Origin of the sequence: uncultured Capnocytophaga sp., from assembly GCF_963525585.1 — a bacterium.
Classification (GTDB): Bacteria; Bacteroidota; Bacteroidia; order Flavobacteriales; family Flavobacteriaceae; genus Capnocytophaga.
The window spans coordinates 1-3,908 of the sequence record NZ_CAURLX010000077.1 but is presented as its reverse complement, the minus strand read 5'-3'; the positions used below and the strand labels follow the sequence as shown (position 1 = coordinate 3,908).

Annotated in this window: 5 protein-coding genes; all 5 read left to right on the top strand. The window is 37.2% G+C overall.

Annotated features, from left to right (window positions below; all coding sequences use genetic code 11):
• The first annotated feature begins 230 nt into the window (after window positions 1-230).
• On the top strand, window positions 231-1,262 hold the full coding sequence (locus tag RYK20_RS10700) for a bifunctional oligoribonuclease/PAP phosphatase NrnA (protein ID WP_314895413.1): 1,032 nt from the start codon (window positions 231-233) through the stop codon (window positions 1,260-1,262).
• 1 nt (window position 1,263) lies between these two features.
• Entirely contained in the window at window positions 1,264-1,845 is a 582-nt protein-coding gene (gene gldI / locus RYK20_RS10695) for a gliding motility-associated peptidyl-prolyl isomerase GldI (protein ID WP_314895412.1), read from the top strand.
• Between the two features lie 30 nt (window positions 1,846-1,875).
• Window positions 1,876-2,226, top strand: coding sequence for a hypothetical protein (locus RYK20_RS10690; protein ID WP_314895411.1), 351 nt, complete (start codon window positions 1,876-1,878; stop codon window positions 2,224-2,226).
• 36 nt (window positions 2,227-2,262) lie between these two features.
• Window positions 2,263-3,405: a peptidylprolyl isomerase gene (locus tag RYK20_RS10685; protein ID WP_311457570.1), complete on the top strand. Its 1,143-nt coding sequence runs from the start codon at window positions 2,263-2,265 to the stop codon at window positions 3,403-3,405.
• Between the two features lie 80 nt (window positions 3,406-3,485).
• On the top strand, window positions 3,486-3,842 hold the full coding sequence (locus RYK20_RS10680) for a VanZ family protein (protein ID WP_314895410.1): 357 nt from the start codon (window positions 3,486-3,488) through the stop codon (window positions 3,840-3,842).
• Window positions 3,843-3,908: the final 66 nt, after the last annotated feature.

Sequence of the window (3,908 nt, the reverse complement as noted above, 5' to 3'; positions counted from 1 at the left end):
TTTTTTCTTCTATTTGATCTCTTCTTTTATTGTCTTATCTATCTCCCCAATGCCTTCTAACCGCAAAGGTAACTAATTATGGAATATCCTACACAAGTGAATGGGTAGCTTGTACTTATTGAGAACCTCCTGTATTCATCACTTGGGCATCAAGGGCTACCCTTTTTTCTAAAGGAGGAAAAAGGGAAAATAACAATTGGTAATTGAAAAAGAAATTGTATCTTTGCACTATGAATACACAAGATACACAGAGGCTCCAAGAATTCTTGGATAAGAACCCGATTATTACTATCATTCCTCATACCAACCCAGATGGAGATGCTATAGGTAGTTCGTTGGGGCTTTATCTTTTTCTGAAGGCTCAAAACCATAATGTTAAGGTAATAACCCCTACTGATTTTCCGGATTTCCTTAAATGGATGCCTGCAGCAGATAATATCCTTATTTATCCTAATCACGAAAAAGAAGCTCAGGAAAGAATAGAGAGCTCCACTCTTATTTTTACTTTGGATTTCAATAATTTGCTTAGGGCAAAGCCTTTGACTCCTTTTTTGGAGAAAGCTACGGCTCCTTTTGTAATGATAGATCATCATCAGCAACCAGATACGTATGCTACAATTACTTATTCAAATGATAAGGCAAGTTCTACTTGTGAGTTAGTATATCACACTATTGTAAGCCTTGCTTCTGAGCAAGTAATAGATGAGGCTATAGCTACTTGCCTTTATACCGGAATAATGACAGATACTGGAGGATTTCGTTATTCTCTGACCTCACCTACTACTCACAGAATAGTAGCTACCCTCTTAGAGAAGGGAGCCAATTGTACTAGGATTAGTTCTGAGGTTTTGGATAGCTATTCTTTGGATAGATTACAATTATTGGGAAATGTATTAAGGGGGTTAGTCTATCTACCAGAATATAAGACTGCTTATATGTCTATTAGCAGTAAGGAACTCAAGCAATTTAACTTTCGAAAGGGAGATACCGAGGGATTTGTTAATTATGGCTTACGGATTAAGGAAGCAGAATTAGCTGCGATATTTATTGAAAATGAGGAAGAAAATGTGATAAAGATTTCTTTTCGCTCTAAGACAAATTTGGATGTCAATGCTTTAGCGCGTACTTATTTTAATGGTGGAGGGCACATCAATGCTGCTGGAGGAGGAACTCACACTTCTTTGAAAGATACCATTGCTCTTTTTCTGAAAGTACTCCCTGAATTCCTATCCTCTCCCAATGCTTATTATAAGGAACTATAATATGAGAATATTAGGATTATTTGTATTTACTATCTTTCTGCTGGCTTGTAGTGAGCAGGAGGCTCGCAGACCTATAACTGTTAAAACGGATACTTTCCTGAAAGAATCTGCCAAAAAGAATAGAGAGTTACTCAAGGATCAGGAAGCGGTGATGGACTCTATTATTGCCAGTGATACGCTACATTCTTATCTGAATTCTAAGGATGGTTTTAGGTACTATTATATATCAAAAAATGTAAATCCTGACCCTTTGCCTCAGGTGGGGGATTTAGTTGATTTTACCTACAGCCTTTCTGATATCTACGGTAAAGAAATTTATTCCAAGGAGGATAACAAGGTCATTACTTATTGTGTGGATAAGCAGGAGTTATTTCAGGGACTTCGGCAGGCTATTAAGCTCTTAAAAGAGAATGAGGAAGCCGTTTTTTTCTTTCCTTCTGAAATTGCCTTTGGTTATCACGGAGATAATGAAAAAATAGGGATTAATAAGCCTATACGAGCTCAGGTACATATTTTGAAAATAATACCTGCGCCACCTCTTCCTCCGGCTCCTCAATCTTCAGAGGTTATTGGATGTTATTGAATAAACTTTTGATTGAAAATATAGGTAATAATGAAAAAGGTTGATACAAATAAATATACAAAACTGACACTTTCTCTGGAAAGGATTAGGGCTATTATTACGGAACTACCTCATAATGGACATCGTTTTGTTGTTTTGTATGATGATAAACCTGATAAGCAGGGTTATATACAAACGATTTTGGAAGATGATACCCTAGGGGAGCAGAGTCCTTATCTGCTAGAAACACGTGTATATCACACAGAGGATACATTTAGTCATTATCGAAAGAGCTGTGCTAAGGCTCAAGAAATATTCCCTTATTTTGAGGATTTTTATAAGGATATTCCCTTGTCCTATGAGAATTGGGAAGAGGTTACCAAAGAATTTTTGGGGGATTAATTGATAGGAAAATTCATTCATTTAATATAGAGTTTTATGAAAAAAGTGAAGTTATGGGCAATGTTATTGCCTTTGTTATTGGTTGCTTGTAAATCAACCAAATATCCAGATTTAAAGAATGGTTTGTATGCAGATATCCAGACCAATAAAGGGGATATGCTGGTAGAGCTTTTCTACAAGGCAACCCCTGGAACGGTGGCTAATTTTATTTCCTTAGCAGAAGGAAATAATACCTACGTACCAGATTCTCTTAAAGGAAAACGTTATTATGATGGTACCAAGTCACACCGAGTAATTAAGGACTTTATGTTCCAAGCGGGAGATCGTACTGCTACAGGAGAAGGAAGCCCTGGTTATCAGTTTGCAGATGAGTTCGTTGATACCCTTAAGTTCACCCGAAAAGGACAGCTAGCGATGGCTAATTCCGGACCAGCTACCAACGGAAGTCAATTCTTTATTACAGAGAAAGATACGCCTTGGCTTACACATCATCATACCATTTTTGGACAGGTGATTAACGGAGAAGATGTTATCAGTAAGATTACCGATGAGCAGACTTCTCAAGAGGATAGTCGCCCTAAAACCCCTGTAATCATCAAAAAGATTGAAATTATCCGTGTAGGAAAAGAAGCTGAAAAATTTGACGCTCCTAAGGTTTTTGATATCTTTATGAAAGAACAAACAGAGCTTGCAAGGCAGAAAGAAGCTCAGGAAAGAGCCGAAAGCGAACGTAAAATAGCTGAACTTGCAGAGCAAGAGAGCCAAGCTGTCGCTTATCCTTCAGGAATCAAAATTCTTAAACTTAGAGAAGGGAATGGTATCCAGCCTGCTCAAGGACAAAGAGTATTGGTAAATTATGCAGGGTACTTACGTGCCAACGGACAACTTTTTGATTCTAATATTAAGGAAGTAGCCCAAGCCAATAACGCTTATGATCAACAACGCGAAATGGGAGGGGGGTATGCACCTTATCCTTGGGAATATAGCCAAAAAGTAGGGCTTATCCCTGGCTTTAAGGAAGCGCTCCTTACAATGAAGGTGGGAGAGAAGTTACGTGTATTTATCCCTTCGTCTTTAGCTTACGGAGAAAGAGGTATTCCTGGGGTAATTCCTCCAGATGCACCTCTTGTTTTCGATATCGAAATTGTAGATGTAGAAGTTACCGACAAAGCAAAATAGATTAAATAAAAAATAAAAATCTTGCCAAGAATTTATTATTTTTGGCAAGGTTTTTGCTGTATAGAGGTGAAACGAATAAAATGCGCTATAGGATCCTCTTCTTTCTCTACGGAGCTTTTCTCACATATATCCTTTTACGTCCTACCTCTGATTTAGACCTTCCAAAGAATTTTTTCTCCTTTGAAGGTATGGATAAAATGGTACATTTCCTAATATTTACCCTCTTAGCATATCTTTATAAAATGGCTTTTCCCAGACATTCTATTGTAAGGGAACTTTTATTGCTTTCAGCATATGCACTATTGACTGAAATAATGCAAGAACAAATGCAATTAGGTCGTAGTGGTGATCCGCTGGACATCCTTGCCGATGTGTTAGGAATCTTTGCAGGAGTGTTTATATTCAATTTAACTAAAAAAACAAGTGAGAAAAAATAATGTAAAAACCAATAAATCTATCTTGAATAATTTTTTTGACACTAGATATGAGGTTTTGTAGGAAAA

Coding starts and splice junctions, on each gene's coding strand:
- RYK20_RS10685 (WP_311457570.1), top strand. CDS start 2,263: ATGAAAAAAGTGAAGTTATGGGCAATGTTATTGCCTTTGTTATTGGTT.
- RYK20_RS10690 (WP_314895411.1), top strand. CDS start 1,876: ATGAAAAAGGTTGATACAAATAAATATACAAAACTGACACTTTCTCTG.
- RYK20_RS10680 (WP_314895410.1), top strand. CDS start 3,486: ATGCGCTATAGGATCCTCTTCTTTCTCTACGGAGCTTTTCTCACATAT.
- gldI (WP_314895412.1), top strand. CDS start 1,264: ATGAGAATATTAGGATTATTTGTATTTACTATCTTTCTGCTGGCTTGT.
- RYK20_RS10700 (WP_314895413.1), top strand. CDS start 231: ATGAATACACAAGATACACAGAGGCTCCAAGAATTCTTGGATAAGAAC.